The sequence below is a fragment of the Rhizobacter sp. P5_A1 genome, assembly GCF_056400745.1.
This window is the reverse complement of the sequence record NZ_JBFUKR010000002.1, coordinates 293,654-316,213: the sequence shown is the minus strand read 5'-3', so window position 1 is coordinate 316,213 and position 22,560 is coordinate 293,654. Positions and strand designations below refer to the sequence as shown.

The 22,560-nt window shown below is 68.2% G+C and carries 20 protein-coding genes, 1 tRNA gene and 1 pseudogene; 10 read left to right on the top strand and 12 right to left on the bottom strand.

Annotated elements, in window-relative coordinates; genetic code table 11:
* Positions 1–45 precede the first annotated feature (45 nt).
* From AC1DTW_RS03315 to AC1DTW_RS03300, 4 genes and pseudogenes are all read right to left on the bottom strand, one after another.
* A pseudogene (locus tag AC1DTW_RS03315) lies at positions 46–342 on the bottom strand (DoxX family protein); the annotation flags it as partial.
* 1 nt (position 343) lies between these two features.
* Positions 344–1,117 (bottom strand): HvfC/BufC family peptide modification chaperone, encoded by a 774-nt coding sequence (locus AC1DTW_RS03310; RefSeq protein WP_477979098.1) that lies wholly within the window; start codon positions 1,115–1,117, stop codon positions 344–346.
* Positions 1,110–1,946, bottom strand: a complete 837-nt coding sequence (gene bufB, locus AC1DTW_RS03305; RefSeq protein WP_477979096.1) for an MNIO family bufferin maturase — start codon at positions 1,944–1,946, stop codon at positions 1,110–1,112. Before bufB ends, AC1DTW_RS03310 begins: the two co-directional genes overlap by 8 nt.
* A 37-nt stretch (positions 1,947–1,983) precedes the next feature.
* Positions 1,984–2,256, bottom strand: coding sequence for a BufA1 family periplasmic bufferin-type metallophore (locus tag AC1DTW_RS03300; protein ID WP_477979094.1), 273 nt, complete (start codon positions 2,254–2,256; stop codon positions 1,984–1,986).
* 184 nt (positions 2,257–2,440) lie between these two features.
* Here AC1DTW_RS03300 and AC1DTW_RS03295 point away from each other — a divergent pair, with 184 nt between their 5' ends.
* Positions 2,441–2,728 (top strand): hypothetical protein, encoded by a 288-nt coding sequence (locus AC1DTW_RS03295; RefSeq protein ID WP_477979092.1) that lies wholly within the window; start codon positions 2,441–2,443, stop codon positions 2,726–2,728.
* Here AC1DTW_RS03295 and AC1DTW_RS03290 read toward each other — a convergent pair.
* On the bottom strand, positions 2,679–3,788 hold the full coding sequence (locus tag AC1DTW_RS03290; RefSeq protein ID WP_477979090.1) for a hypothetical protein: 1,110 nt from the start codon (positions 3,786–3,788) through the stop codon (positions 2,679–2,681). The genes AC1DTW_RS03295 and AC1DTW_RS03290 overlap by 50 nt on opposite strands.
* Positions 3,789–3,885: 97 nt before the next feature.
* Positions 3,886–3,962 (bottom strand) — tRNA-Met (locus AC1DTW_RS03285).
* Positions 3,963–4,062: 100 nt separating this feature from the next.
* Between AC1DTW_RS03285 and ftsY the strand changes: the two genes are divergently transcribed.
* Entirely contained in the window at positions 4,063–5,253 is a 1,191-nt protein-coding gene (gene ftsY / locus AC1DTW_RS03280; RefSeq protein WP_477979088.1) for a signal recognition particle-docking protein FtsY, read from the top strand.
* Between the two features lie 6 nt (positions 5,254–5,259).
* Here ftsY and AC1DTW_RS03275 read toward each other — a convergent pair whose 3' ends face one another.
* On the bottom strand, positions 5,260–6,015 hold the full coding sequence (locus AC1DTW_RS03275; RefSeq protein WP_477979086.1) for a DUF2726 domain-containing protein: 756 nt from the start codon (positions 6,013–6,015) through the stop codon (positions 5,260–5,262).
* A 22-nt stretch (positions 6,016–6,037) separates the two neighbouring features.
* Positions 6,038–7,411 carry a signal recognition particle protein gene (gene ffh, locus AC1DTW_RS03270; RefSeq protein WP_477979084.1) on the bottom strand — a complete coding sequence of 458 codons (1,374 nt, stop codon included), beginning with the start codon at positions 7,409–7,411 and terminating at the stop codon, positions 6,038–6,040.
* Positions 7,412–7,462: 51 nt separating this feature from the next.
* On the opposite strand from ffh, the gene AC1DTW_RS03265 reads away from it, so the two are divergent.
* From AC1DTW_RS03265 to AC1DTW_RS03230, 8 genes are all read left to right on the top strand, one after another.
* Positions 7,463–8,302 (top strand): cytochrome C assembly family protein, encoded by an 840-nt coding sequence (locus tag AC1DTW_RS03265; RefSeq protein ID WP_477979082.1) that lies wholly within the window; start codon positions 7,463–7,465, stop codon positions 8,300–8,302.
* Between the two features lie 12 nt (positions 8,303–8,314).
* Positions 8,315–8,557 carry a PP0621 family protein gene (locus tag AC1DTW_RS03260; protein WP_477979080.1) on the top strand — a complete coding sequence of 81 codons (243 nt, stop codon included), beginning with the start codon at positions 8,315–8,317 and terminating at the stop codon, positions 8,555–8,557.
* On the top strand, positions 8,554–10,470 hold the full coding sequence (locus AC1DTW_RS03255) for a sensor histidine kinase (RefSeq protein ID WP_477979078.1): 1,917 nt from the start codon (positions 8,554–8,556) through the stop codon (positions 10,468–10,470). The genes AC1DTW_RS03260 and AC1DTW_RS03255 overlap by 4 nt, the downstream gene beginning before the upstream one ends.
* 26 nt (positions 10,471–10,496) lie before the next feature.
* Positions 10,497–12,044 carry a sigma-54-dependent transcriptional regulator gene (locus tag AC1DTW_RS03250; protein ID WP_477979077.1) on the top strand — a complete coding sequence of 516 codons (1,548 nt, stop codon included), beginning with the start codon at positions 10,497–10,499 and terminating at the stop codon, positions 12,042–12,044.
* Positions 12,045–12,046: 2 nt separating this feature from the next.
* A complete protein-coding gene (ampD, locus tag AC1DTW_RS03245; protein ID WP_477979075.1) occupies positions 12,047–12,637 on the top strand; it encodes a 1,6-anhydro-N-acetylmuramyl-L-alanine amidase AmpD in 591 nt (196 codons plus the stop codon).
* A 411-nt stretch (positions 12,638–13,048) separates the two neighbouring features.
* Entirely contained in the window at positions 13,049–15,985 is a 2,937-nt protein-coding gene (locus AC1DTW_RS03240) for a ribonucleoside-diphosphate reductase subunit alpha (RefSeq protein ID WP_477979073.1), read from the top strand.
* Between the two features lie 170 nt (positions 15,986–16,155).
* Positions 16,156–17,373, top strand: coding sequence for a ribonucleotide-diphosphate reductase subunit beta (locus AC1DTW_RS03235; RefSeq protein WP_477979071.1), 1,218 nt, complete (start codon positions 16,156–16,158; stop codon positions 17,371–17,373).
* 285 nt (positions 17,374–17,658) lie between these two features.
* Positions 17,659–18,093, top strand: coding sequence for a histone H1-like DNA-binding protein (locus AC1DTW_RS03230; protein ID WP_477979069.1), 435 nt, complete (start codon positions 17,659–17,661; stop codon positions 18,091–18,093).
* Positions 18,094–18,191: 98 nt separating this feature from the next.
* Here AC1DTW_RS03230 and AC1DTW_RS03225 read toward each other — a convergent pair whose 3' ends face one another.
* From AC1DTW_RS03225 to accC, 4 genes are all read right to left on the bottom strand, one after another.
* Positions 18,192–19,100: a carbohydrate kinase family protein gene (locus AC1DTW_RS03225; protein WP_477979067.1), complete on the bottom strand. Its 909-nt coding sequence runs from the start codon at positions 19,098–19,100 to the stop codon at positions 18,192–18,194.
* A 54-nt stretch (positions 19,101–19,154) separates the two neighbouring features.
* Complete coding sequence (locus AC1DTW_RS03220) at positions 19,155–20,150, bottom strand: zinc-ribbon and DUF3426 domain-containing protein (RefSeq protein WP_477979065.1); 996 nt, start codon at positions 20,148–20,150, stop codon at positions 19,155–19,157.
* A 32-nt stretch (positions 20,151–20,182) separates the two neighbouring features.
* Positions 20,183–21,085 carry a 50S ribosomal protein L11 methyltransferase gene (gene prmA, locus AC1DTW_RS03215; RefSeq protein WP_477979063.1) on the bottom strand — a complete coding sequence of 301 codons (903 nt, stop codon included), beginning with the start codon at positions 21,083–21,085 and terminating at the stop codon, positions 20,183–20,185.
* 124 nt (positions 21,086–21,209) lie between these two features.
* Positions 21,210–22,559, bottom strand: a complete 1,350-nt coding sequence (accC, locus tag AC1DTW_RS03210) for an acetyl-CoA carboxylase biotin carboxylase subunit (protein ID WP_477979061.1) — start codon at positions 22,557–22,559, stop codon at positions 21,210–21,212.
* Position 22,560 lies beyond the last annotated feature (1 nt).

Below are 22,560 nucleotides of genomic sequence, written 5' to 3'. Positions count from 1 at the left end.
CGGGCACTCGAAGCCGAACAGGTCGGGGTACGAGACCACGGCCATCACGTTGACGACGAACAGGCCCGCGGCGCCCAGACGCCCGGCCAGGCCGAGCGCGATCAACACCGGGAACGCCAGCTCGCCGAACGTGCCGATGGTCGCGGCGAGTTCGGGCGGCAGCACCGGCACCTGGTAGGTCTCGCGGAACAGCACCAGCGTGCTGCCCCAGTCGGCGATCTTCAGCAGGCCCGACCGGAAGAAGATCAGCGACACGTAGAGGCGCGCCGCCAGCAGCAGCACCGGCTGCAGCCGATCGATCTGGCTGGCGATGCGCAAGCCGCGCTGGATCAGGTGGTTCATGTCACTCCTTGTCGATGGTGAAGCCGCAGATCACGTTCGACGCGATCAGTCGGGCCAGCAGCGCGCCGAGATCGAAGCCGGCATCGACCCCCAGTGCTGCCTCTGCAGAGGCGCCGAGCGCAGCGCCGCCCAGGCTGCTGCCGATGAACGCCGCGTCGCCGGCGGCCAGGGTCGCGACGCCGACGCGAAAGCCGTCGCGCGAAACCAGCGCGCATTCGCGCACCGCCCAATCGACGCTGAATTCGCCGTCGAAGCCCGGTTGATGGATCAGCCAGACGCGCGCGATCGGAAAGCTCGAATCGACGATCGCGGTGCCGGCGGCCCAGTCGAAGCGGATCGTCGGCCTCTGCGCCGGCGCGACCTGCGCGAGCGCCTGCCGGTCGCAGGCTGGCGCATCCGCGGCGCCGTACGCGCGCTGCGCGGCCCATTCGAGGCGTGCCAGGTCGGGCAGGTACGGCAGCGATTGAGTGTGCGGAAATTCGGCGATGAAAGCGGCGAACGTGCCACCGTAGTCGTTCAGGTCACCGCTCGTCGACGGGACGGCACGCTGGTAGGCGCGCGCCAGGCCATCGAAGAACTCATCGCCGACGACCTGCCGCAGCACGGGGTACGCGGCGGCCAGCGCCTTCGTCGCCGCGGCCGTGATGTTGGCGCGGTAGATCGCCAGGCGCTGTTCGATCAGCGCGGCGTCGCCGGCGAGCCAGCGTTCGGCACGCGGTGCTGCGCCGTCCAGCGCGCTCGCCAGGTCGTGCTGGAGGGCGAGCAGTTCAGGCATGCACGACCTCGATCGACTGGCGTGCGATCGACGCCGCGCTGGCCGCTTCGTCGAGCAGCACATCGAGCGTCGGGAGATCGGTGTCCCATTCGATCAGCGTCGGCTTCGGGCCGAAGCGCCGGCAGGCCGCTTCGAACAGCGCCCAGACATCGGCGCAGACACGTGCGCCGTGGGTGTCGATCAGGCAGTCGCCGGTCGCGTCGTGCCCGGCCAGGTGCATTTCGCCGATCGTCGCGGACGATAGCTCTGCCAGGCGCGCGACCGGGTCGAAGCCGAAATTGACGGCGTTGACATACAGGTTGTTGATGTCGAGCAGGATGCCGCAGCCGGTGCGCCGTGCCAGCTCGGCGAGCAGCGCGGTCTCGGTCATGTCGTCGTCGCGGTAAGCAAAATAGACCGAGACGTTCTCGACCAGGATCGGCCGGTTCAACGTGTTCTGGACCCGGTCGACGCGCTCGGTCAGCAGCGCGAGGGTCTCGCGGCGGTTCGGCATCGGCAGCAGGTCGTTGAAGTGCCGCGCACCGAGGCCGCCCCACGACAGGTGCTCGGACACCAGCGCCGGCTCGACACGCTCGACCAGGCGCTTCAGCTTGGCGAGATGCGGCTGCGCGATCGCGTCGGCCGAGCCGAGCGAGAGCCCGACGCCGTGCAGGCTGATCGGGTACGCGGCGCGCGCCCGTTCGAGCGCGTGCATCGAGGCGCCGCCGTCGAGAAAGAAGTTCTCGCTGTGCACCTCGACGAATCCGAGCGCGGGCGCGCGCTCGAACACCTCGCGGTAGTGCGGCTGGCGCAGGCCGATGCCGACGGCCCGGGTCGGGAGCGTCTCCATCGCCGTTGCTCTGCGCCTGCGCTTCGCGGCCGGTGGCCTACTTCTTCGGCGCCGCCATCATCCCGCCCATCTTTTCGCAGGTGCCCTTCTCGACGTACTTCCAGTCGCCGGGGTCCTTGTCCTTCGTCGCGGTGCCGGCGCAGGCATGCGAGCCCGACGCGCTCGCGCAGTCGTTCTGGCCGGCCTTCGCGACGCCGAAGCACTTGTCCTTGCTCGGGTCGGCCGCGACCGGGCCGGCCTGGGCCGCGGAGATGGCGCCGAACGCCAGCATCGAGGCGAGTGCGGACTGGATGAAATGTTGCTTGTCCATGGAAGCTCCTTGAGGGTTGAGTCGATTGCACCGTGATCCGGCACGAACCGTCTGTCGACCGACCGGGAGCTTCCTTACGCGCTCTCTGGAGAAAAAGCGGCGCTGCATCGCCCCGCGTAAGCAATGCGAGGCGCGCTCGACTGATTCGCGGAGTCATGACCGCGAACCCGTCTGCGAGCGCCCGATGAAGATGAACACGCTGTTCCAGAGATGGGTGCTGACGCGCCTGTGGCTGACCTTCGTCGTGCTCGGCCTGAGTTTCCTGGCCTTCGGCGTCGGCACGCTGAACATCGGCTTGCTGCTGATGGCGAACCTGCACCTGCTGGGCGAGTACGGCTGGCAGGCGATCATGGACGGCGCGCTGCGGCAGCTGCTCGAACTGGCGGCGACCGGCTACCTCAGCATCTCGGCCTACGTGGTGTTCAAGGCCTGCGAGCACCGGCTGTCGGACTGGCTCGGCCACGGAGGCTGAGCGCTGCTCGCGAGAAGGAACTGCTCGCACTCGAACAGAAGCTCACGCTGCTACATCCGAGGTGCAAACCAATCAGCGGCGCCCAAAAGTAGTCGGCGTCGCGGTTGAATGCAAGGTGCGCGGCGGGAGCAAACATCTTCCGCAGATGGTTGTCGGTGAACGGCTTGTAGGAACTCTTCTGCCTGGACTTCCGAGACTTCAGGGCCTTGGTGCGCTCTGAAAGCTTGTCGGTGGGGTCGCTGGCGGTTGCTTGCACAGCCAGGGCATAGACGAAGAAGGACCGAACGTCTGAGATTTTCTTCAGTACGGTCCCAGGAGCCACGAATGAATCTTCATCTGAGGTGCCCGCGGCTGAGAGGTGCCGTCGGACCCGCATCGAATTGAAGAATGACTCGATGTGGCGCCGTTCGATTTCGTGTACCCACGGGTCCGCGCCCAAGCCTGCGAACTGCGCCGCGAGATGGACGCAGAGCGCCCGCAGCAGACGCCTCTTGTCCTGAAGCGTGCGTGAGTTGTTCTCGGTGCTGTTGCTCTTGCTTTCGACGAAGGCGTCAATGGCTTGCGCCATTCGCATCGGACTGGCCACCGATGCGGAGGCGGCAGGCTCGTTGGCCGGGCGAGGTGCGTCGATGATTTCGCGAATCATGCGCATGCGCTCGACGACTTCGGGCCTCTCTTTGCTCAGGTTGTAGGCGTCGCGGTCTTCCTGTCGCGCGCGCACGCGCTCAAGCATCGCCTCTCTGAAGTCTGGATTCTTTTCGAGAAAGAGCTGGTAGTTCTGCTGGTCCTCGAGCGAGTCGATGCGAACCACGCCGTCGATGCTCCAAGCCTCTTTGATGGTGACGCCCAGGGCATCGAGCAATCCGCGTTTCTCTGACATCGTGCGACTTCCTTCGAGCCGTGCGTTGACCCAGGCGGCAAGTAACCGCGCCTGGCGGGGGTCTTTGGTGCGCAGCGAACAGCGGACCTCTTGTCGTTTTCGGCTGGCTGCCGGAACGCTTGAGGGCTCGCTTTGAAGGATGACGCGAATGAAGTAGGTACCGCTGGGTTTGCGGTACAAGCGTGGTGTCTTGACGGAGCCCAAGTGGCACCCCCCAATGGCACCCCTGGCAAAGAAAAAGGCTTGTAAGTCGTTGACTTACAAGCCTTCTGGGTTTTGGTGGCGCTTCAGGGATTCGAACCCCGGACCTGCGGATTATGATTCCGTCGCTCTAACCGACTGAGCTAAAGCGCCTGAGCCCATAATTATAACGTCGCTTTGACGCCCTCCGGCCGCCCGCGCGTGACCCGCCGCGCAGTCGCGCTCTTCACCGGCTTCAAGCCCTCCCGCCCGCATGTTCAGCTTCTTCAAAAAGAAACCGGCGCCCGCCGAGCCCACGCCTTCTTCGCCTCCCGTTGTGCCGTTGGCGCCTGCACCGGCCGAGGCAGAAAAGCGCAGCTGGTTCGACAGGTTGCGCGGCACGCCACCCGAGGCGGCGGAGCCGCCGCCAGCGCCCGCCGCCGAGCCCGCTGCCGCGGAAGCTTCGGCCGCGACAGTGCCGGCGCCATCGGTCGACATGCCGCCCGAGGCCGAGCGCCGCCGCTGGATCGACAAGCTGCGCGGCGGTCTGCGCAAGACCGGGTCGAGCATCGCGCAGGTCTTCACCGGCACGCAGATCGACGACGCGCTGTACGAAGAACTCGAGTCCGCATTGCTGATGGCCGACGCCGGCGTGAAGGCGACCGAGTTCCTGCTCGCCGACCTGAAGCAGCGCGTCAAGCAGGCGCGGGCGAGCGAGCCGCAGGCGGTGAAGGCGCTGCTGGCCGATGCGATCGCCGACCTGCTCGCGCCGCTGGAGCGGGGCCTGCGCGTCGGCGAACACGTGCCGACGGTGATCATGGTCGTCGGCGTCAACGGTGCCGGCAAGACCACGAGCATCGGCAAGCTGACGCGCCACCTGGCCGACGCAAAGCAGAAGGTCTTGCTCGCCGCGGCCGACACCTTCCGCGCCGCCGCGCGCGAGCAGCTCGCGGTGTGGGCCCAGCGCGCGGATGCGCGCACCTTGGGTGCCGGCAGCCAGGTCGAGATCGTCGGGCAGGACGGCGGCGATCCGGCCGCGGTGACCTTCGACGCGGTGGTCGCCGGCAAGGCGCGCGGCTGCGATGTCGTGATCGCCGACACCGCGGGGCGCCTGACGACGCAGACCCACCTGATGGACGAGCTGAAGAAGATCCGCCGCGTGATCGCGAAGGCGCAGGAAGGCGCACCGCACGAGGTGCTGCTCGTCGTCGACGGCAACACCGGCCAGAACGCGCTGGCGCAGGTGCAGACCTTCGATGCCGCGCTGCAGCTGACCGGCCTGATCATCACGAAGCTCGACGGCACCGCGAAGGGCGGGGTGCTCGCGGCGATCGCGCTGTGGTCGCGCGAGCGCTCGCGCGGCGGCGCGGCGGCGTTGCCGGTCTACTTCATCGGCGTCGGCGAGAAGCTCGAAGACCTGCAGACCTTCAGTGCGCGCGAGTTCGCGCAGGCGTTGCTGAGCTGATCGCGCCTATCGCTTGTTGAGCGGCGCCGCACCGGAATCGAGATCGTCGAACCAGGTCGACGGCGGCGGCTCGAGCAGCTCGATCTTCTCGTCCAGCGTCGAGTCGCGGTCGGAGTCTTCGAACGGGCTGCTGCCGGCCGGCGCGGGCGACGCTGCTGCGGGCGCGACGGTCGCGGCCGCAGCGGCGGCAGCCACCGCAGCGGCCGCTGCCGACGTGACGGCCGGCGCCGCGGCGGTGCCAGCTGCCAGGGTCTCCTTGGGGCGCGGCAGCAGCACCTCGCGGGCGGCGTCGACCGATGGCAGCGCGTTCTCGCTCCACACGTGCAGCGGAATCCGCGCCGCCTTCAGCGTGCGGCCGATGCGCGCCAGGCGCTTGCGCGCGCGGTCGTTCTCCTGCGGCGCCTGCAGCTCGACGACCGAGACCACCTGCGCCGCCATGTCGCAGACCACGAAGTCGACGCACTGGTAGCCGACGCGGCGCAGCCAGTCGGCATACGAATTGCGTTTCGGCACGTTCAGGAAGCGCGAGAGCGGCACCTGCGCGAGGATCATGTACTCGGGCAGCGCCCGCATCAGCGTGCCCAGTGCGACGCGCTCCGGTGTGCTGAGCACCCGCGTGGCCTGCGGCGGCCAGCCGGTGACGGTGTCGATGCGGTCGGCGACCTTCTCGGAGCCTGCGCCGCCGCCGCGCTGCCTGAGCCACAGCCACGCCAGCAGCGCGACGACCACCAACCCGATCAACACGATCTGCAATGTAGACATTCGTCAGCTCCCCGATGGCCTCTCAGCGCATGCCGCCCAGACCCTTCATGCCGCCCATGCGCTTCATCATCTTCATCATGCCGCCGCCCTTCATCTTCTTCATCATGTCGCGCATCTGCTCGAACTGATTCAGCAGGCGGTTCACCTCCTGCACCTGCACGCCGGCGCCGGCCGCGATGCGGCGCTTGCGCGTGGCCTTCAGCAGGTCGGGCTTGCGTCGCTCCAGCGGCGTCATCGAGCAGATGATGCCCTCCATGCGGCGCATGTCGCGCTCGGCGCGGTTCATGTCGGCGGCGCCGACGTTCGCGGCCTTGCCGCCCATCATCTGCGTCGGCAGCTTGTCCATCAGGCCGGCCAGGCCGCCCATGTTCTTCATCTGCGAGAGCTGCGAGAGAAAGTCGTTCAGGTCGAAGCTGTCACCCGACTTGACCTTGTCGACGAGCTTCTGGGCCGCCGCCATGTCGACGCCCTTTTGCACCTCCTCGACGAGGCCGACGATGTCGCCCATGCCGAGCACGCGGCCGGCGTGGCGCTGCGCGTCGAAGACCTCGAGGCCGTCGATCTTCTCGCTGACGCCGGCGAACTTGATCGGCGCGCCGGTGATCTGGCGCACCGACAGCGCCGCGCCGCCGCGCGAGTCGCCGTCCATCTTGGTCAGCACGATGCCGGTCAGCGGCAGCGCTTCCTTGAAGGCCTTCGCGGTGTTGATCGCATCCTGGCCCTGCATCGCGTCGACGACGAACAGCGTCTCGACCGGCTTCAGCGCGGCGTGCAGCTCGCTGATCTCGCGCATCAGCGCTTCGTCGATGCCCAGGCGGCCGGCGGTGTCGACCAGCAGCACGTCGATGTAGTGCTTGCGCGCGTAGTCGAGCGCCGCGAGCGCGATCGCGAGCGGCTTGTCGTCGCCGCTCGACGCGAACCACTCGGCGCCGGCCTGCTTCGTGACCAGCTTCAGCTGCTCGATCGCGGCCGGGCGGTAGACGTCGGCCGAGACCGTCAGCACCTTCTTCTTGCGCTTCTCGATCAGGTGCTTCGCGAGCTTCGCGGTGGTCGTCGTCTTGCCGGCGCCTTGCAGGCCGGCCATCAGGATCACCGCGGGCGGTTGCGCGGCGAGGTTGATGTCGGCGACGCCTTCGCCCATCGTCGCGGCCAGCTCGCGATTGACGATGCCCACCAGCGCCTGACCCGGGCTGAGCGAGCCGACGACCTCGGCGCCGAGCGCCTTGTCCTTGACGCGGGCGATGAAATCGCGCACCACGGGCAGCGCGACGTCGGCCTCGAGCAGGGCCATGCGGACTTCGCGCAGCATCTCCTGCACGTTGTCTTCGGTGATGCGGGCCTGGCCGCGCATCGTCTTGACCAGGCGACTGAGCCGGTCGGTGAGGGTGGAAGCCATCGGGAGGTGGCGCAGCCCGAGGCGGCCCGGGCGCGAAAGTACACTGTGTGCATGATTCTATCGTTGGGCCCCGGAGCGACAGGCGCATCGGCTTCTGCATGGGCGCTCGGGCTGCCGAGCCTGCTGGCGCTGGCCGCGTACGGCACGGCCGCGACCTTCGGCGAACGCTTCGCGGGCGTCCTGCGCACGGCCTTGCTGGCCGGCTGGCTCGCGCATGCGATGGCGATCTTCGTCGACATCGCCGGCATCGGCAGCGATGTCGTGGCCGCGCGCTTCGGCTTCGCGCCGGCGCTGTCGATGACCGTGTGGCTGGTGCTCGCGGTGTACCTGATCGAGAGCCGCTTTGTGCCGTTGCCGGGCGCGCGCCGCGGGCTGGCCGTGCTCGGCATCGTCGTCGTCGTGCTGGCCTGGATGTTCCCGGGCGAGGTGCGCCCGCAGGTCGTGTCGCGCTGGGCACCGCTGCACTGGGCGCTCGGGATCGCGTCGTACGGGCTGTTCGGCGCCGCGGTGCTGCACGCCGCGATGCTGAACCGCGCCGAGCGCCTGATGCGGCCCGGCACTGCGGTCGCCGGCGGCGCGGGCGGGGGCATGCCGCTGCTGCAGCTCGAGCGCATGACCTTCCGCTTCGTCGGCGCCGGCTTCGTCGTGCTGTCGGCCGCGCTCGCGCTCGGCGCCTGGTTCGCGAGCCCGTGGCGCTGGGATCACAAGACCGTGTTCTCGATGCTCGGCTGGCTCGTCTTCGCCGGGCTGCTCGCCGGGCGCCGTGCCTTCGGCTGGCGCGGACCGACGGCGACACGCGGTGTCTATGCGGGCGCGGCGCTGCTGCTGCTCGCGTATGTCGGTTCGCGCTTCGTGCTCGAGGTGCTGTTGCACCGCGCACCGGCGGTCTGACGGAGCGAGCGCATGAAGTTCCTGCTGTTCCTGATCGCGGTGTTCGTGCTGTTCTGGCTGCTGCGCCGCAGCTGGCGCAGCGTGCAGCGGCCGCCGCCGTCACGGCCGGCAGCACCCGATGCGCCGCAGCCGATGCTGACCTGCGCGCAGTGCGGCCTTCACCTGCCGCGCGACGAGGCGCTGCCCGGCCGCGGCGGCGTGTTCTGCGGTGCCGCGCACCGCGAGGCGTTCGAGCGGGCGCATCCCGAGCAATGAGCACGAGCAGCGAGCGCGCAGCCGAACGCCGCCACGCCGAGCGTCGCCGGCTGCGCCGGCCGGTCGCTGCCGACGAGTCGTGGTTCGGCGCGTTCAGCGCGGACGGCGACACGCAGGTGCGCGAAGACGATGCGCCGTACGACGACGTGCCGGCACCGGAGCCGGACCCCGAACACGAGTACGACGACGCGCGCGGCGATTCGCGTTTTCTGTCGCGCACCGCCGCACAGGTCGTCGAGTCGGGCCAGACCGCGTTCGAGCGCCTGTATCGCGCCTTCGTCGCGGCGCGTGCGGCGCTCGGGCTGGCGCTGGTCGTCGCGCTCGCCGGCGGCGGGCTGTTCGGCCTGCGGCCGACCGCGGCGGTGATCGCGATCAGCCTGACCTACGCGGCGCTGTCGACCGGCCTGTGGCTGCTGCCGCGCTATCACCGCGTCCAGACGCCGCGCACGATGGCGCACCTGCGCGGCGCGCAGTGGCTGGCGACGATCGGCGTCGACCTGTTCTGCTTCATGGCGCTGCACGTGCTGGCGCCGGGATCGACGCTGAACTACGTCGCGCTGCTGGTGCTGCCGGTGTTGATGGCCGGCGTGCTGACGCCGCGCATGATGGCGCTCGCGACCGCCGCGACCGTGACGCTCGGCCTGCTCGCCGCGGCGTGGCTGACGAGCGCGCGCGGCGCCGAGGGCACCGTGCAGATGACGCAGGCGGCGCTCGCTGGCACCGGCTTCTTCGTGATCACGGTGCTGGCCGGCGAGCTTGCCGGGCGCCTCGCGCGCGAGGAGCTCACCGCGCGCGGCAGCCTCGAGATGGCGCGCCAGCAGGCGCAGCTGAACCGCCTGGTGATCGAGGAGATGCAGGACGGCGTGCTCGTCGTCGACCGGCGCGGCCGCGTGCGCGCGGCGAACCCGGCCGCGCGCCGCCTGCTCGCGCCGAGCGGGATGAGCCGGCCCGCGCCGTTCCAGCTGCGCGGCGTGCAGGCCTGGGACGCGCTGGTCAGGGCGGTCGAGCGCGCGTTCGGCGAGGCCACGTGGCCCGAGGCGGGGCGCGATGTCGTGCTGCAGTTCGAGACCGGCTCGGCCAACGCGCTCGGCGCACAGCGCACGCTGCGTGTGCGCGTGCGCTTCACGCGCAAGCGCGAGCCGCAGACGATCGAGGAATTCTGCGTGCTGTTTCTCGAGGACGTGCGCAACATGCAGGCGCGCAGCCGCCAGGAGAAGCTCGCCGCGATGGGCCGCGTCTCGGCCGGCATCGCGCACGAGATCCGCAACCCGCTCGCGGCGATCTCGCAGGCCAATGCGCTGCTCGCCGAAGACGCCACCGATCCGGCGCAGCGCCAGCTGATGCGCATGGTCAGCGACAACGTCGAGCGCCTGAAGCGCATCGTCGACGACGTGATGGAGGTCGCGCCCGGCGCGGTACCCGATGTCGGCGTGATCGACGCGAGCACGCTGGTCGCCGCGGTGTGCACCGAATGGGCCCGTGCGAGCGGTGTCGCGCTCGGCGAGGCCAGCGTGCTGCAGTTGCAGCTGCCGAACGAACCGCTGGGCGTGCTGTTCGATGCCGAGCACCTGCGACGCGTGCTCGTGAACCTGCTCGACAACGCCTATCGCCACGCCAGCCGCGAACCCGGCGCGATCCAGCTCCGGCTCGATTCGCGTCACGAAGGGCAGGCGTTTCTGAGCCTGGCGAGCGACGGGGCGCCGATCCCGCCGGAGGTCGAGCCCTATCTGTTCGAGCCGTTTTTCTCGACCCGCAGCCGGGGCACCGGGCTGGGCCTGTATATTTGCCGCGAACTGTGTGAACGCTATGGCGCCAGCATCGACTATCGTCTGCGCGCCGAGGGCGTGGGCCAGCGCAACGAATTCTTCGTCGATATGCAGCGCCGGGCATTGAGCCAGTCTCAGCCAGCCTAGCCAACGCGGCCGATCCCGCTCACTCAATGACCAACCCTTCGCATTTCAGCCTGCTGGTCGTCGACGACGAGCCCGACCTGCGCACGCTCTACGAGCTGACGCTGCTGCGCGAGGGTTACGACATCGAAACCGCCGGCACCGTGCAGGATGCGCAGCTGCATCTGAAGGACCGCGTCTACAGCGCGGTGATCACCGACATGCGCCTGCCCGACGGCACCGGACTGGACGTGCTGCGCTGGCTCGAAGAAAACGGCCGGCGCGAGAAGACGATCGTGATCACCGCCTATGGTTCGGCCGAGAACGCGGTCGAGGCGCTGAAGGCCGGCGCCTACGACTACCTGACCAAGCCGGTCGACCTGAAGCAGTTTCGCGCGGTGGTCGCGTCGGCGCTCGGGCGGGCGGGCTCGATCGCGGCGCCGACGATCGACCCGGCGACGCTGCCGTCCGAGAGCGGCGCACCGGCGACGGCCGCTCCGCGCCCGGCACCTGCGGCACCCGCCCCGGCTGCGCCGGTGAGCCAGGCCTTGAACCGCATGGCCGGCCATTCGGCGGCGATGCAGCAGGTGCGCGCGCTGGTCGACAAGGTCGCGCGCAGCATGGCGCCGGTGCTCGTCAACGGCGAGTCGGGCACCGGCAAGGAGCTGGTCGCGCGTGCGATCCACGAGATCAGCGTGCGCAGCGGCCAGCCCTTCGTCGCGGTGAACTGCAGCGCGATCCCCGAGCAGCTGCTCGAGGCCGAGTTCTTCGGCTACCGCAAGGGCGCGTTCACCGGTGCGATGGAAGACCGCGAGGGATTCTTCCAGGCCGCGAACGGCGGCACGCTGTTCCTCGACGAGATCGGTGATCTGCCGCTGCCGATGCAGTCGAAGCTGCTGCGCGCGATACAGGAGCGATCGGTGCGACCGGTCGGCGCGGTCGTCGAAGTGCCGGTCAACGTGCGCCTGCTCAGCGCCACCCACAAGGATCTGGCGGCCGAGGTGCACGCGGGCCAGTTCCGGCAAGACCTGTACTACCGCCTGAACGTGATCCAGATTCGCGTGCCGCCGCTGCGCGAGCGGCTCGAAGACCTGGTGTCGATCAGCGAACGCGTGCTCGAGCGCATCGCGCGCGATGCTGGTGTGTCGCCGGCGCCGCGCCTGACGCGCGACGCGCTGGTGCACCTCGAGCGCTACGCGTTCCCCGGCAACGTGCGCGAGCTCGAGAATCTGCTCCACCGCGCGGTCGCGCTGTCGGGCGGCGAGACGATCGACGTCTTCGACCTCGGGCTGCCCGAGTCGGTGTTCACCGACACAGCCGCGCAGGAGCTCGACCTGATCACCGAGAACACGCGCGGCGACGTGCTGCAGGCAGTGCGCGACCTGCCGCCGCTGGTGCCGGTCGAAGAGCCCTTGCCCGACGACCTCGAGCGCCACCTCGACGAGGTCGAGCGCGACATCCTGGTGCGGGCGCTGGAGCGCCATCGCTTCAATCGCACCGCGGCCGGCGCGAGCCTCGGGCTCTCGCTGCGCCAGATGCGCTACCGCATGGCGCGACTCGGCGTCAACGTGGGCGGCGACAGCGCGGAGCGCGAGTGACGGTGGTGAACGTTGCCGCGGCCTGGTCCGACGGCTGGCTCGAAGGCGTGCGCCGCTGCGCTTCGCCGAACTTCGGGCCGCGGCCCGACGGCGTGGCGATCGAGCTGGTGCTGATCCACTCGATCAGCCTGCCCCCCGGCGAGTACGGCGGCGAAGCGATCGAGCAGCTGTTCACGAACCGGCTCGACTGGGACGCGCATCCGTACTACCGGCAGATCTGCGGGCTCACGGTCTCGGCGCACTTCCTGATACGGCGCGATGGTGAACTGCTGCAGTTCGTCTCGTGCGACGCGCGCGCCTGGCATGCCGGCGTATCGGCGTGGCGGGGCCGCAGCGACTGCAACGATTTCTCGATCGGCATCGAGCTCGAGGGCCTGGAAGGCGAGCGCTTCGATGCGCCGCAATACCGCGCACTGGCGCGGCTGATCGCGGCGCTGATGCAGCGCTATCCGATCGCGGCGGTGGCCGGCCACGAGCATGTTGCGCCCGGCCGCAAGAAGGATCCCGGCAGCGGCTTCGACTGGGCGCGGTTGCGCAAGCTGTCGCACTTGCCGGCCCCGTATTTTCCCGAGGGCGTGGTCGAGGCGCGCTGAGACGCGTGCGGCCCCGAACACCGCGCCGCGCTCGAATCGGCGCGGGCTGGCGCGCGAAATCGAGCGCATCGCGAAGCGCGGCGCGGGTCCGCCGCGCGAGACCGCGTGCGGCTGCGCGCCAGCGGCGTCGGCCCGCCACGCCGCCGTGCGGCGGCGCTTGCGTGCTGAAAGCCGCGTGATCGCCGACACGCTATACGTAGTGCTTGAAGTGCCGAGAGGCCCCAGATATAGTGTCTCTTCGTGCTATTCTTCAACGCTCTTTTCGTTGCTTCCTGCACTGTTTTCAAGACACCCGCCGCCTCGACCAACGAGCCCGCATCGAGTGCCGCCAGAACCTCTCGGCCGCAGCTCACGGCGTGTTGAAACCAGGAACTTCATGAACCGACAACACCAGACCAACGAGGGCCCACCATGCAAGCCGTAACCACCCCTTCCCAACCCGCCGCCGCCCTGCGGCCGATGAGCAACGCGCCCGCTGCGGCCCCGTCGGTGTACCAGGGCTACCAGGTCATTCGCCGCAACGGCGCGGTGGTGTCGTTCGAGCCGAACAAGATCGCGGTCGCGCTGATGAAGGCGTTCCTGGCAGTGCACGGCACGCAGGGTGCGGCTTCTGCGAGCGTGCGCGAGACGGTCGACGGCCTGACCGAATCGGTCGTGCGCGCGCTGCTGCGTTCGCGTGCCGGCGGCGGCAGTTTCCACATCGAAGACGTGCAGGACCAGGTCGAACTCGGCCTGATGCGCGGCGGCCACCATGAAGTGGCGCGCGCCTATGTGCTGTACCGCGAACGCCGCACGCAGGAGCGCGCGAAGCAGAGCCACCCGGCACCAGCGGCCGAGCCCGCGCTGACGGTGCTCGACCGTGGCCAGCGCGTGCCGCTCGATTTCGCGAGGCTGCAGACGGTGATCGAGTCGGCCTGCGCCGGCCTCGGTTCCGAGGTCAAGCCCGACCCGATCATGGCCGAGACGAAACGCAACCTGTACGACGGCGTGCCGATGGACGAGGTGCACAAGGCGTCGATCCTGGCCGCGCGCACGCTGATCGAGAAGGATCCGGGCTACACGCGTGCCACCGCCCGCCTGCTGCTGCACACGATCCGCCGCGAGATCCTCGGCGAGGAAGCGCTGCAGTCCGACATGCACACGCGCTACGCCGAGTACTTCCCCGGCTTCATCAAGAAGGGCGTGCAGGCCGAGCTGCTCGACGACAAGCTGTTGCAGTTCGATCTGGCCCGGCTCGGCGCAGCGCTGAAGGCCGATCGCGATCTGCAGTTCGACTACCTCGGCCTGCAGACGCTGTACGACCGCTACTTCCTGCACATCGACGAGCAGCGCATCGAGCTGCCGCAGGCCTTCTACATGCGCGTCGCGATGGGCCTCGCGCTCGGCGAGATCGACCGCGAGGCGCGCGCGATCGAGTTCTACGAAGTGCTGTCGAGCTTCGATTTCATGAGCAGCACGCCGACGCTGTTCAACGCCGGCACGCGGCGCTCGCAGCTGTCGAGCTGCTACCTGACGACCGTGGCCGACGACCTCGACGGCATCTACGAGGCGCTGAAGGAGAACGCGCTGCTGAGCAAGTTCGCCGGCGGCCTCGGCAACGACTGGACCAACGTGCGCGCGCTGGGGAGCCACATCAAGGGCACGAACGGCAAGAGCCAGGGCGTCGTGCCGTTCCTGAAGGTCGTCAACGACACCGCGGTCGCGGTCAACCAGGGCGGCAAGCGCAAGGGCGCCGTCTGCGCCTACCTGGAGAGCTGGCACCTCGACCTCGAAGAGTTCCTCGAGCTGCGCAAGAACACCGGCGACGATCGCCGTCGCACGCACGACATGAACACCGCGAACTGGATCCCCGATCTGTTCATGAAGCGCGTGATGGACGGCGGCGACTGGACCCTGTTCTCGCCCAGCACCTGCCCGGACCTGCACGACAAGTTCGGCAAGGCCTTCGAAGTGGCGTACGCCGCCTACGAGGCCAAGGCCGCCAGCGGCGAGATCAAGCTGTTCAAGAAGACGCCGGCGCGCGATCTGTGGCGCAAGATGCTGTCGATGCTGTTCGAGACCGGGCATCCGTGGATCACGTTCAAGGATGCCTGCAACGTGCGCTCGCCGCAGCAGCATGTCGGCGTCGTGCACTCGAGCAACCTGTGCACCGAGATCACGCTGAACACCAGCGAGACCGAGATCGCGGTCTGCAACCTCGGCTCGGTGAACCTGGTGCATCACCTGACGCGCGTCGACGGCCCGAACGGTCCGACGACCCAGATCGATCACGCGAAGCTGAAGAAGACCGTGTCGACCGCGATGCGCATGCTCGACAACGTGATCGACATCAACTACTACGCGGTCAAGAAGGCACGCGACTCGAACCTGCGCCACCGGCCGGTGGGCCTGGGCATCATGGGCTTCCAGGACGCGCTGTACGAACTCGGCGTGCCGTATGCCTCGGACGCCGCCGTCGACTTCGCCGACCGCTCGATGGAAGCGGTGTGCTACCAAGCCTACTGGGCCTCGACCGAGCTCGCTGCCGAGCGCGGCCGCTATTCGAGCTATCGCGGCTCGCTGTGGGACCGCGGCATCCTGCCGATCGACTCGCTCGATCTGCTCGCCGAGCAGCGCGGCGGGTACGTCGAGGTCGATCGCAGCAGCACCCTCGACTGGAACGCACTGCGCGGCCGCATCCGCGAGCACGGCATGCGCAACTCGAACTGCGTCGCGATCGCGCCGACCGCGACGATCTCGAACATCATCGGCGTCAGCGCGTCGATCGAGCCGTCGTTCGGCAACCTGTCGGTGAAGTCGAACCTGTCGGGCGAGTTCACGGTCGTCAACGAGTACCTCGTGCGCGACCTGAAGAAGCTCGGGCTGTGGGACGACGTGATGGTGATGGATCTCAAGCACTTCGACGGCTCGCTGCGCCGCATCGACCGCGTGCCCGAAGAGCTGAAGGCGCTCTACGCGACCGCGTTCGAGATCGAAACGCAGTGGCTCGTCGAGGCCGCGGCGCGGCGCCAGAAGTGGATCGATCAGGCGCAGTCGCTCAACATCTACATGGCCGGCGCATCGGGCAAGAAGCTCGACGAAACCTACAAGCTCGCGTGGCTGCGCGGCCTCAAGACGACCTACTACCTGCGCACCGTGGGCTCGTCGCACGCCGAGAAATCGACCGTCAAGGCGGGGCACATGAACGCGGTGTCCAGCGATGGCGGCGTGTCGACGGCGGCAGCGAAAAGCGCGTCGACGAGCAGCGCTGCGCCGGTCGATGCGGCGCTGAGTCTGAACCACGTCGATCCGGCGACCGACATGAAGTTCTGCGCGATCGACAACCCGGATTGCGAAGCGTGTCAGTGATGACGCAAGCGATCACGCGATCGATCGCACACGCGATGCGGCATCGCGCAGCGATGCATCGATAGCGATGTCGATGCGATACCGCAACAAGCAACGCGCGCGAATGTCAAGAAGTGCTTGGGGTTCTCGCGCAACACTCTCATAATTGGAACGCACAGGAAAATTTCACCATGCTGGTTTGGGAAGAAGAAGCCAAGTCCTCGACAGTTCACACCGCAAGCCTTGCGCAGACACAGCCGTCGCTCGCGCAGGTCGCTCGTCTGTCACCAGCGATGATGGGTTCGGCCACCGACGCGATGGCCGTCGACGCGAAGGCCGTGAATCACGGCGACGCTGCAACCCGCCACGCGAACGACGGTGACGCTGCCACACGCCGCGTCAAGGCCGCCGACAAACGCATCATCAACGGCCGCACCGACGTCAATCAACTGGTGCCGTTCAAGTACAAGTGGGCGTGGGAGAAGTACCTCGCGACCTGCGCGAACCACTGGATGCCGCAAGAGGTCAACATGTCGCGCGACATCGCGACCTGGAAAGACCCGAACGGCCTGACCGACGACGAACGTCGCATCGTCAAGCGCAACCTCGGCTTCTTCGTGACCGCCGATTCGCTCGCCGCGAACAACATCGTGCTCGGCACCTATCGCCACATCACCGCGCCGGAGTGCCGCCAGTTCCTGCTGCGTCAGGCGTTCGAAGAAGCGATCCACACGCACGCGTACCAGTACATCGTCGAATCGCTCGGGCTCGACGAGAGCGAGATCTTCAACGCGTACAACGAGGTCAAGTCGATCCGCGACAAGGACGAGTTCCTGCTCCCGTTCATCGGCGAGATCATGGACCCGAACTTCCACACCGGCACGCCCGAGAACGATCAGAAGCTGTTGAAGTCGCTGATCGTGTTCGCCTGCCTGATGGAGGGGCTGTTCTTCTACGTCGGCTTCACGCAGATCCTGGCGCTCGGGCGCCAGAACAAGATGACCGGCGCGGCCGAGCAGTACCAGTACATCCTGCGCGACGAGTCGATGCACTGCAATTTCGGCATCGACCTGATCAACCAGATCAAGCTCGAGAACCCGCAGCTCTGGACGGCCGAGTTCAAGGCCGAGATCAACGCGCTGTTCCACGAAGCCGTCGAACTCGAGTACCGCTACGCCGAAGACACGATGCCGCGCGGCGTGCTCGGCATGAACGCGTCGATGTTCAAAGGCTATCTGCGCTACATCGCGAACCGGCGTGCGACGCAGATCGGCCTCGAAGCGCTGTTTCCGAATGAAGAGAATCCGTTCCCGTGGATGAGCGAGATGATCGATCTGAAGAAGGAACGCAACTTCTTCGAGACCCGCGTCATCGAGTACCAGAGCGGGGGCGCGCTGTCATGGGATTGAACACCACCGGCCGCGGGACCGCCGGACGTTGACATGAAGGAATCGGGCAAGCGGTCGAAAGGCCTCTTGCCTGGAGTCTCTTGTGCCGATATGGGCAGGAGCAAGTGAAGGATCAAGATTTGCGATGCGTGATGGGCCGACAAAGAAGCGGCGCACTCGGATCGCTACTGGATTCATCGTACTGGGGCGCCCCTCCTGGGCAGACTTCGGACGGTGAATAGCCGTTGCACCCCGGCGCGCCGGAGTGGAGCGGTTCTTTTTGCAACTTGATCAAGGAGAAACGAAATGGCAACTGCAAAGAAGGCTCCGGCGAAAAAGGCCGCTGCGAAGAAGGCTCCGGCCAAGAAGGCCGCCGTGAAGAAGGTCGCCGCGAAGAAGGCACCGGCGAAGAAGGCCGCTGCGAAGAAGGCTCCGGCGAAGAAGGCCGCTGCGAAGAAGGCGCCTGCCAAGAAGGCGGCGGCGAAGAAGGCTCCGGCGAAGAAGGCCGCTGCGAAGAAGGCGCCTGCCAAGAAGGCGGCAGCGAAGAAGGCTCCGGCGAAGAAGGCCGCTGCGAAGAAGGCGCCTGCCAAGAAGGCCGCCGCGAAGAAAGCAGCGAAGAAGCCTGCGGCCAAGAAGCCGGCGGCGAAGAAGGCCGCTGCTGCGGTCGCGCCGGCTGCGCCCGCGAAGACTTCACTGAGCCCGCAGGCCGCCTGGCCTTTCCCGACCGGCAGCAAGCCCTGATAGGGCCTGTCTGAGTGGTCAACAGCCCGGCTCCTGCCGGGCTGTTTACTTTGTGGCGTCGGCTTTCGCGGGGCTGCTTGCTTCGCGAAAAGACGGCCTCAGAGGTTCTCGAGAACCGCGGGACCCAGCGCGTGGTTCTGCCCGCCCCGGAACGCGACCTTGATCGCGCCGATCCGGTTGCCCAGCGCGACGCTTCGCTCGAGCGACCAGCCGCGTTCGATCCCGTACAGCAGTGCCGCGCGGAAGGTGTCGCCGCAGCCGGTCGGATCGATCACGGCCTCGGCCGTCACGCCGGGGATGCGCTTGCATACGCCTTGCTGCCACAGGTCGCAGCCTTCGGCGCCGAGCGTCACGACAATCCCGCGCAGGTGCGAGCGCGACAAGGATTCGAGCGTCTCGCCGGTGCGCTCGCAAAGCATCTGACCCTCGTAGTCGTTGACGGCCAGCCAGCTCGCCTGCGCGACGAAGTTCCTCAATTCGGCACCGTCGAACATCGGCAGTTGCTGGCCCGGATCGAAGATGAACGGGATCTTCGCCCGCGCCAGTTGCGCGGCGTGCTGCAGCATCGCATCGCGCCCGTCCGGCGCGATGATCGCGACGCGGATGTCGCTGCCTTGCGGTACCTCGTTGAGGTGCGCCGACTGCATCGCGCCGGGGTGGAACGCGGTGATCTGGTTGTTGTCGGTGTCGGTGATGATGATCGCCTGCGCGGTGTGGGTGTCCGGGATCGTGCGCATGAACTCGGTGCTCGCGCCCCATGACTCGACGCGTCGCAGGTACTCGGCGCCGTCCAGGCCGATCGCCGCCATGATCAGCGGCTGCCCGCCGAGCTGGCTCAGCGAGTAGGCGATGTTGCCCGCGCAGCCGCCGAACTCGCGCCGCAGCGTCGGCACCAGGAACGAGACGTTCAGGATGTGCAACTGCTCCGGCATGATCTGCTGCGCAAACCGCCCGGGAAAGGTCGCGATCGTGTCGAAGGCGAGTGAACCGCAAATCAAGGCCGACATGAGAACTCCAGAATCGATGAGTGAGTGGCGGGGCCAAAGGGGCCGCCGCCGGTTTCAGGGGTAGAAGACTTCGACCGTGTAGCCGGTGACCTTGGCACCGGCGACCGCCAGCACCGACTGCAGCGCCGACTCGCCGCCCGGCTTGATCAGCGCCGACGCGACGCGAAAATCGCGCGGCGTCAGCACCCGGCGCGCGACCAGCTGCCCGCTCGCGTCGGTCAGGCTCAGATCGACCGATGGCAGCGCCACCGTCATCGCGCCGCGGTTGCGCAGGACCACCGACAGGCTGAACGCATCGGCCGCGGCCGCGCGCGCCAGCGCGGTGTTCTCGACCGCGACGTCGTCGATGCGCCGCGGCGCTTCGACCGTGCAGGCCATCGCGCCGCACCACGCGGCCAGCATCGGGCCGGCTTCCGGCCAGCGCGCCGCGATCGGATCCCGGAAGTGATGTGCGGCCTGCAGCCCCAGCGCCGTGAGCAGCGCGAGGACCGCCGACGCGGCGAGCGCGCGCATCCGCGGGCTGCGCCAGCGCGCCGCGCGGCGCGCGCGCTCGAGGAACTCCGGCGCGCCCGCCCGCTCGGCGGTCTCGTCGTCGATGTCCGGCAACGCCGCGCCGGCAAGCAGGGCCGAGGGCTGTGCGCCGTCTTCTGCAAGCATGTCGGGATCGAACTGCGCATCGGGGAACTCGAGCCGATCGCGTTCGCTGACGCGCGTCGCCGGCGTCGAGTCGTGGTCGGATTCGCGCGGACCCATCAGCTGCGCATCGATCTTGTCGATCTGCGGGTCGTCGCCGTCACCGCCGGTCGTCGCGTCGCCTGCATCGGGCGCCGACGCGGGCATGCCCGACATCGATGCCGCGGCGCCAGACGGCAGGGTCACGGTCGCGGTCCAGTCCGATGGCGCGTCCCGCTCCAGATCGAACAGGCCCTCGAGCGCGTTGAAGACCTCGTTGCAGCGGCCGCATCGAACCCAGCCCTCGGAGACCTTCAGTTGGTCCTGCACGACCCGGAAGACGGTGCCGCAGGCAGTGCAGCGGGTGGCCAGGCTCATCGAGAAGACGCAATCGTCGGCACGTCGGCGCGTCAGGCGGCGCGGCGCGCCGTCATCAGGATCCAGCCGTCCTCGGTGTCGGCCACCTGCAACGACAGCCACGGCGCGTAGGCCGCCTTCAACTCGTCGGCCTGCCGTTCGAGGATGCCGGCCAGCACCAGATCGCCGTCGGGCGCGACATGCCCGCACAGCAGCGGCGCGAGCAGCTTCAGCGGTGTCGCGAGGATGTTCGCGAAGACGAGCGGATACGCGCCGTGCGCCGCATCGGGCAGCCCGGCGTCGAGGCTGACGCCGTTCGCCAGCGCGTTCGCGCGCGTCGACTCGACCGCGGCCGGGTCGATGTCGACCGCGTCGATGCCGCTCGCGCCGTGCAGCGCGGCGCCGATCGCGAGGATGCCCGACCCGCAGCCGTAATCCAGCACCCGCTGCCAGCGTGACGTGCGGCTCGCCGGCTGCCGGGCGGTCCAGCGCAGGCACATGCGTGTCGTCGGATGGGTGCCGGTGCCGAACGCGAGACCGGGGTCGAGCCGGATCACCCGTGCCGCGCCGGCCGGCGGTTCGTGCCAACTCGGCACGATCCAGAACTCGGGCGTGACCGGCACCGGCGCAAACTGCGACTGGGTCAGCCGCACCCAGTCCTGTTCTGCGACCGCCTGGATCGCCTGCACATGCACCTCGCACGCCCAGTCCTGCGCCAGCAGCAGCGTCGCCGCCTCGGTGGCCGAGGCTTCGTCGGCGAACAACGCGCGGATCACCGAACGCTGCCACCCGGCACCCGGCGCCGGCATGCCCGGCTCGCCGAACAGCGCGTGCTCGGCGGCAGTGTTCGCATCGGCGTCTTCGACCGAAACCGACAGCGCATCGAGCTCGTCGATCAGCGCGTCGCCGACGTTCTCGACGCAGTCTTCCGACGCCAGCAGCAGCAGTTCAACCATGGTGATGGCGACGATCTCGGTCCAGCGCCGGGCCGCCATGGGCCACGAAGAGGCCCACGGCGTGGACCTCTGCGGACCGAGGTCCCCTCGGGGGACGACGCCGAAGGTGTCTTGGGGCCGTCATCTAGCGCTTGTGCTGGCCCAGCCAGCCTTCGAGGTAATGGATGTTGGTGCCGCCCTCGATGAACTTCGCGTCGACCATCAGCTCGCGGTGCAGCGCGATGTTGGTCTGGATGCCCTCGACGACCATCTCCGACAGCGCAATGCGCATCCGCGCCAGCGCCTGCTCGCGCGTGTCGCCGTGGACGATGATCTTGCCGATCATCGAGTCGTAGTGCGGCGGCACGTAGTAATTCGTGTACGCATGCGAGTCGACGCGCACGCCGGGGCCGCCCGGCGGGTGCCACATCGTGATGCGGCCCGGCGACGGCGTGAACTTGTACGGGTCCTCGGCGTTGACGCGGCACTCCAGCGCATGCCCGCGCATCTGGATGTTGCGCTGCAGAAACGGCAGCTTCTCGCCGGCGGCGATGCGGATCTGCATCTGCACGATGTCGATGCCGGTGACGAGCTCGGTGACCGGATGCTCGACCTGCACGCGGGTGTTCATCTCGATGAAGAAGAACTCGCCGTTCTCGTACAGGAACTCGAAAGTGCCGGCACCGCGGTAGCCGATCTTCTTGCAGGCGGCGGCGCAGCGCTCGCCGATGCGCTCGATCACGCGGCGCGGGATGCCGGGCGCCGGCGCTTCCTCGAGGATCTTCTGGTGGCGACGCTGCATCGAGCAATCGCGCTCGCCCAGCCACACCGCGTTCTTGTGCTCGTCGGCCAGCACCTGGATCTCGATGTGGCGCGGGTTCTCGAGGAACTTCTCCATGTACACGGCCGGATTGCCGAACGCAGCGCCGGCCTCGCCGCGCGTCGTCTGCACCGCGTGGATCAGCGCCGCCTCGGTGTGCACGACGCGCATGCCGCGCCCGCCGCCGCCGCCCGAGGCCTTGATGATCACCGGGTAGCCGACCGCGCGGGCCACCTTGATGATCTCCTTCGGGTCTTCGGGCAGCGCGCCGTCGGAACCGGGCACACAGGGAACGCCGGATTTGATCATCGCCTGCTTGGCCGACACCTTGTCGCCCATCATGCGGATCGACGCCGGGGTCGGGCCGATGAACGTGAAGCCGCTGCGCTCGACCCGCTCCGCGAAATCGGCGTTCTCCGAGAGGAAGCCGTAGCCCGGATGGATCGCCTCGGCGTCGGTCACCTCGGCTGTCGAGATGATCGCCGGCATGTTGAGGTAGCTCTGCGCCGAGGGCGGCGGGCCGATGCAGACCGCCTCGTCGGCCAGCTTCACGTACTTGGCGTCGCGGTCGGCCTCGGAATAGACGATCACCGACTTGATGCCCAGCTCGCGGCAGGCGCGCTGCACCCGCAGAGCGATCTCTCCACGATTGGCAATGAGAATCTTCTTGAACATG